5 protein-coding genes are annotated in these 5,569 nt (G+C 66.1%); 2 read left to right on the top strand and 3 right to left on the bottom strand.

Going from position 1 to position 5,569, the window contains the following annotated elements; all coding sequences use genetic code 11:
* The 3 genes from VML93_RS11085 to steA all read right to left on the bottom strand — a co-directional run.
* On the bottom strand, positions 1-1,101 hold a 1,101-nt coding region (locus tag VML93_RS11085; RefSeq protein ID WP_325610504.1), incomplete at its 3' end, for a CTP synthase.
* A gap of 130 nt (positions 1,102-1,231) precedes the next feature.
* A complete protein-coding gene (locus VML93_RS11080) occupies positions 1,232-2,176 on the bottom strand; it encodes a copper transporter (protein WP_325610502.1) in 945 nt (314 codons plus the stop codon).
* A gap of 10 nt (positions 2,177-2,186) precedes the next feature.
* Positions 2,187-3,368 carry a putative cytokinetic ring protein SteA gene (gene steA, locus VML93_RS11075; RefSeq protein ID WP_325610500.1) on the bottom strand — a complete coding sequence of 394 codons (1,182 nt, stop codon included), beginning with the start codon at positions 3,366-3,368 and terminating at the stop codon, positions 2,187-2,189.
* 159 nt (positions 3,369-3,527) lie between these two features.
* Here steA and VML93_RS11070 point away from each other — a divergent pair, with 159 nt between their 5' ends.
* Both VML93_RS11070 and VML93_RS11065 read left to right on the top strand, forming a co-directional pair.
* Positions 3,528-4,121 carry a helix-turn-helix domain-containing protein gene (locus VML93_RS11070; RefSeq protein WP_325610498.1) on the top strand — a complete coding sequence of 198 codons (594 nt, stop codon included), beginning with the start codon at positions 3,528-3,530 and terminating at the stop codon, positions 4,119-4,121.
* Entirely contained in the window at positions 4,121-5,494 is a 1,374-nt protein-coding gene (locus tag VML93_RS11065) for a hypothetical protein (protein ID WP_325610496.1), read from the top strand. The genes VML93_RS11070 and VML93_RS11065 overlap by 1 nt, the downstream gene beginning before the upstream one ends.
* Positions 5,495-5,569: the final 75 nt, after the last annotated feature.

The following is a 5,569-nucleotide window of genomic DNA, read 5'->3' as shown; positions in this document are numbered from 1 at the left end:
GAATCCGCCGGGTATCAGCACACCGTGCACGTCGCCCAGCGCCGCTGCGGCAGCACTGGCCGTGGCGCAGTCGTCGGAAGCCACCCAGGTCATTTCGACCTTGGCGTGGTGTTTGAACCCGCCGGCGCGCAATGCCTCGGTGACCGACAGGTAGGCGTCCGAAAGCTCAACATACTTGCCCACCAGAGCGATTCGCACCGTCTCATGCGGTTCGTGCACCCGGCGCAGCAGGTCGTCCCATTCGGTCCAGTCGACGTCGCGGAACGGCAGGTTGAGCCGTCGCACCACATACGCGTCGAGCTCCTCGCGGTGCAACACCTTGGGGATGTCATAGATCGACGGGGCATCCGGGGTGGAGATGACGCCGTCGATGTCGACGTCACACATCAGCGCGATCTTGTCCTTCAGCGCTTCGGGGACGTTGCGGTCGCTACGGAGGATGAGCGCATCGGGGGTGATACCGATGCTGCGCAGCGCGGCCACCGAGTGCTGGGTCGGTTTGGTCTTGAGCTCACCTGACGGGGCCAGGTAGGGAACCAGCGATACGTGGAGGAAGAAGACGTTCTCGCGGCCCAGGTCGTGGCGAACCTGCCGGGCTGCTTCGAGAAAGGGCTGTGATTCGATATCGCCCACTGTCCCGCCGATTTCGGTGATCACGACGTCGGGACGGTTTCCGTTTGCATCCGGTTCGGCCATGGCCAGGATGCGCCGCTTGATCTCGTCGGTGATGTGCGGGATGACCTGGACGGTGTCACCGAGGTATTCACCGCGGCGCTCCTTGGCGATCACCCTCGAATACACTTGCCCGGTAGTGACATTCGCCGAGCCGGACAGATCACGATCCAGGAACCGCTCGTAGTGACCGACATCGAGGTCGGTCTCGGCGCCGTCCTCGGTGACGAACACCTCCCCGTGCTGGAACGGGTTCATCGTGCCCGGGTCGACGTTGAGGTACGGGTCGAGCTTCTGCATCGTCACGTGCAACCCGCGGGCGGTCAGCAGCTGGCCGAGGCTACTTGCGGTCAGACCCTTGCCGAGCGAGGAAGCAACCCCACCGCTGACGAAGAGGTGCTTGGTGGTGGTTTGCGGGTGCTTACGCACTGGCGACCTCCGTGAAGACGGGCAGGGCTTGGGCTTCTCCAAGACGTAATAGCTGGGCCTGCCGACCCACGGAAACCCACCCTAACATCCGCGGCGCCGCGAGGCCGCGAACACGCCCGGCTACTGGGTCTTATTGGGGCACGGTCACCGCCGTCGCCCCGTGGCCGGTCCCGTATTGCCCCGCGTGGCCGCCGTTGATCAGGTCGTGCAGGCCCAGGATCGCGGTGATCCGTCCTGGCTCGGTGTCCACGTCGTCGACGGTGCTGATGGTGCTGGCCAAGCCCCCGTCGGCGCGGGCCACTGCGACCGCGGCGTTTCCGGTTGCCGAACCTTCCCGGCCGGCGAGCAGGGCGCCCGACCCGTGCGGCGCCAGCGCGGCGGCGAACCGGGCCACGCTGGCTCCCTGGTTGCCGGAGTCTTGAGGCAAGCCACCGCCGGTAATGACGATGGCGGCGTTTGCCGCCCCGAAGTGGTCGCTGGGTTGATAGGTGATGAACCCGGTATCGCGCAGCGCAGCCAGCACGGTGCCGCGCTGCGTTTCGTCAACCGCCGGCGCGGCAGGGTTGGTGTTGATCAGCAAGGCGATGCCGAGCAGGTCGCCGGCCTGCGAACCCTGGTCGACGAGCTTGGTGCTCAACTGGGTACCGGCCGGCAAGATGGACGAGTTCACCACGGTACGCAGTTTCTCGGCCGAGTTGGCCTCGACGAACTCCTGGGTCAGCGATACCGTTCCGGCGACCGTACCGCCTGCCTGGGCAACGATTTTCGACACCGCGGCGAGGTCGTCGTCTTTTGCATCCGGAGTACGGAACAGCACCACCGACTTGCCGGCCAACGCGTCGCGGACTATCCGACCGGCCAGTTGGCTATCGAAATTGTTTGCCGCACTGAGCTTCTCGGCCATGGCGTTCTTCTGGTCGTTGAGCCCGTTGATCTGCGAGTGCAGGTCCCGCTTCTCGTCACCCATGCTGGACAACAAAGTGTCCGACAGGAAGCCCGAACCCAGCACCACTCCGATGGCCAGGGCCAGGAAGACGGCGGCCAGCGAGATCGCATGTTGCCGTAACGAGATCATGAACCCACCCCTAGGAGACCAAGTGCTGCACCCACAGGGAGAAGCGGTTCCAGTAGTCGACGATCCAATGCAGCACGGTGGCGTCGGTGCGAGACACCCACAGGGCGACGATGACGGCGATCAGCATCGTCAGCGCCAGCAGTGCGATCGCGCCGCCGGACATGTGGTTGCGATACAAGGTGGAGACCGCCTTGGCGTCCACCAACTTCTTCCCCACCCGCAGCCTGGTGAGGAACGTCGACGGATTGCTCTGCGTCCGCGACCGGTCGAAGAACGTCTCGATGTTGGCGGTGTGGCCGGCGGTGACGAGCAGGGCGGCGCCGTGGTGATCGGCCAGCAGCAAGGCCAGGTCGACCGCCGAACCGGCGGCCGGGAACGTCATCGCCCCGACGCCGAGGTCCTGGATTCGTTCCAGGCCCGGTGCGTGGCCGTCGGCGTCGGCCGGCAGCACCACCTGCGCGCCGCACTTGAGGGCGTCGGTGCTGATCTGGTCGGGGTCGCCGACGATGATCTGCGGACGATAACCCGCCTTGCGCAACACGTCCGCGCCGCCGGCGACACCGAGCAGCACCGGTTGGTACTCCTTGATGAACGGCTTGAGCGATTTCAGATCGTCGGCCGCACTCGGCTCGTCGGCAACGATCACCACGTGCCGGCGGCGCAGGTCGATGTCGATGTCGGGGATGCCGATGCCGTCGATCAGCAACGGGCTCTCACTCTTGATGAACTCAATTGTGTTGCCGGCGAACGCCTCCAGGTGTGCGGACAGCCCGCTCTTGGCCTCGCGCATCAGGTCGGCGATGTCGTGGTCGGTGCGCTCGGTGCCGCGAATCAGCCTGCGGTCGCCGGCGTACACCCCGCCCTCATGCAACCGAATCTTGGCGCCGTCCTTGATCTTCTTGAACACGTCCGGCCCGGTCTCGTCGATCAGGGTGACCCCGTTGGTGACCAGCACCTCCGGGCCCAGGTTGGGGTAGCGGCCCGAGACGGACGGCGAGGCGTTGACGACGGCGGCAATGTCGGCTTCCACCAGCGCGTCGGCGGTGATGCGGTCCAGGTCCAGGATGTCGAGAACCACGATGTCGCCGGGGCACACCCTACGCAGCAATCGATCGATGTTCTTGTCCACTCGCGCGGTGCCGGTGAGGCCTGGCCGAGTGGTGTTACGAGTCAGAAGCGTGGACATCCTCATGGGGTGCGATTCTGTCCGTGAAGCCCGGCACGAGCCGGGAGGCGCGCCGTAACATCTGCCTCAGAAGTTATCTAGTGTCACATCTGTCACAGCCCCGAAAGCGGGAGGTGCCATCCAGATACCGTTGACATTCAAATACCGACGGTATCTAATATCGGGATGGCGGTGCGACTGCGGCGAGCAGAACAAGTGGAACGCAACCGCGGCGCTGTGCTCGATGCGGCACGGCGGGTGTTCATCCAACGCGGCTACGCGGGCGCGAGCCTGGAGGCGATCGCCGAAGAGGCGGGGTTCTCCAAAGGCGTCGTCTACTCGCAGTTCGGCAGCAAGCCTGACCTTTTCTTCGCCCTGCTGGAGCGCCGGATCGAGGAGCGAGCCGCGAAGAATGATCGGATCGTCGCGCAATCTGATGGCGTCGACGCCTTGCGCGAGCTCATCCAGGCGGCGCACCGGGAGGCCGCCACGGAGTCGGGTTGGCCGCATGTGCTCACCGAGTTCCGGGCCCTGGCGATGCGCGATCCTGAGCTCAATCACCGCTACGCCGAAGCGCATTCCCGCACGGTGACAAGCCTCGCCTCGGCGCTGAGCCGACTGTACGAGCGGGCCGGCGTACAGCCGATGGTGCCGGTCCGATCGCTGGCCGAGTTCTTCCTGGGCGCTGCCGCCGGAGTCGCCTTGGAACGCGCCGCCAACCCGAATGCCCTGCCCGACAGTGATCTTGCGCAGTTGACCGCGCGTGCGGTGGGCCTGTGATGAGTTGGGACCGCTTTCGCGACGACGTCCGAACCGCGACAATTGCCGGCGCAGCCGACCAGTCCGAGCGGCTGACGTGGAATTCCGAGCGGATCCTCCAGGTTCAGCGCGACGGCCTGCGCACGCTACTGCTATATGCCGCCGAGCACTCGCCGTTCCACCGCCGCCGCCTTGCCGGCATCGACCTGACCGCCATTGACCCGGCCGACCTGTCGGCATTGCCGGTGATGACCAAGTCGGACATGATGGACGACCTCGACCAAGTGTTCACCGATCGTCGCCTCCGCAGGGACGATGTCGAGGCGGCGCTGGCTGTGTGTGGCGCCCAACCTGTGCCGATTCTCGACGACTACATCGCGCTGGCCTCCGGCGGCTGCTCGGGACGGCGCGGGCTGTTCGTGTTCGACCGATCGGCGATGACGGCCTACTTCGCCGCGCTGGTCCGCGCGCCGATCACAGACCACGCAGCACCCGCGTTCGACGTGCCGCCCGGGCTCCGCATCGCGCTGGTCGCCGCCCCATCGGCCGTGCATGCCACCGGATTCGCAGCGGCACTGACCGCTTCTGACGGGTGGCCGGCCCGTTTCGAATTGGTTCCGGCAACCCTGCCGCTCGCCCAGATCGTCGAACGGCTCAACGCCATGCAGCCGCCGATGCTCGCCGGATACGCCTCGATGCTGGCTCGGCTTGCCCGCGAGGCACAGGCCGGGCGGCTGCGAATCGCGCCGGCGCAGATCAGTGCATCGAGTGAGACCATGCTCCCCGAGATGCGCTCGCTGATCTCCGACGCGTTCGGGGTCGCCGTCCTGGACACTTTCGGCTCTACCGAGGGCCTGGTCGGCAAGACGGCGAAAGCCGACGACGTCTTCACGTTCAACACCGACATGTGCATCGTCGAGCTGGTCGGCGCCGACAACCGTCCGGTGCCGCCGGGCGTCCCGTCGGCGAAGGCACTGGTCACCAACTTGACCAACCTGACCCAGCCGCTGATTCGCTACGAACTCAACGACGTGTTCGTCCGCGAGCCCGATAGCGCCGTACATGGGTATCTGCGGGCTCGGGTGCAGGGGCGCAGTGACGACGTGCTGCGCTACGCCGGCGCGGAAGTCCATCCGATCGTGATCCGGTCGGTCATGGTTCACTCCCCCGACGTCGTCGACTACCAGGTGCACCAAACACCCAGCGGCATAGACGTATTCGCCGTCGCCGCCGACGGCCTCGACATCGACGGCCTGACTCAGCAGCTGCGGCGGGCGTTGGCCGACGCCGGGCTGGGCGGCGCGCAGGTCGCCGTCAACCGCGTGGATCGACTGGACCGCCAGCCCGCCAGCGGGAAGCTGCGCCGCTTCGTCCCGATCCCAGCCGGCTACTAGGCGAAAGCTATCGGCGACGAGGGCGCCCAAATGTACGCATTTTCGCCGTTTCGGTGTACATATGAGCGCGCTCGC

Origin of the sequence: Mycobacterium sp. (assembly GCF_035499775.1) — a bacterium.
In the GTDB taxonomy this organism is placed as follows: Bacteria; Actinomycetota; Actinomycetes; order Mycobacteriales; family Mycobacteriaceae; genus Mycobacterium.
Note: the sequence above shows the minus strand (reverse complement) of the source record. Positions and strands in the feature narration are given on the sequence as shown.

What these genes read in the sequence shown, in the direction of transcription:
- VML93_RS11065 (WP_325610496.1), top strand. Translation starts at nt 4,121, where the DNA reads ATGAGTTGGGACCGCTTTCGCGACGACGTCCGAACCGCGACAATTGCC.
- VML93_RS11070 (WP_325610498.1), top strand. Translation starts at nt 3,528, where the DNA reads ATGGCGGTGCGACTGCGGCGAGCAGAACAAGTGGAACGCAACCGCGGC.
- steA (WP_325610500.1), bottom strand. Translation starts at nt 3,368, where the DNA reads ATGAGGATGTCCACGCTTCTGACTCGTAACACCACTCGGCCAGGCCTC.
- VML93_RS11080 (WP_325610502.1), bottom strand. Translation starts at nt 2,176, where the DNA reads ATGATCTCGTTACGGCAACATGCGATCTCGCTGGCCGCCGTCTTCCTG.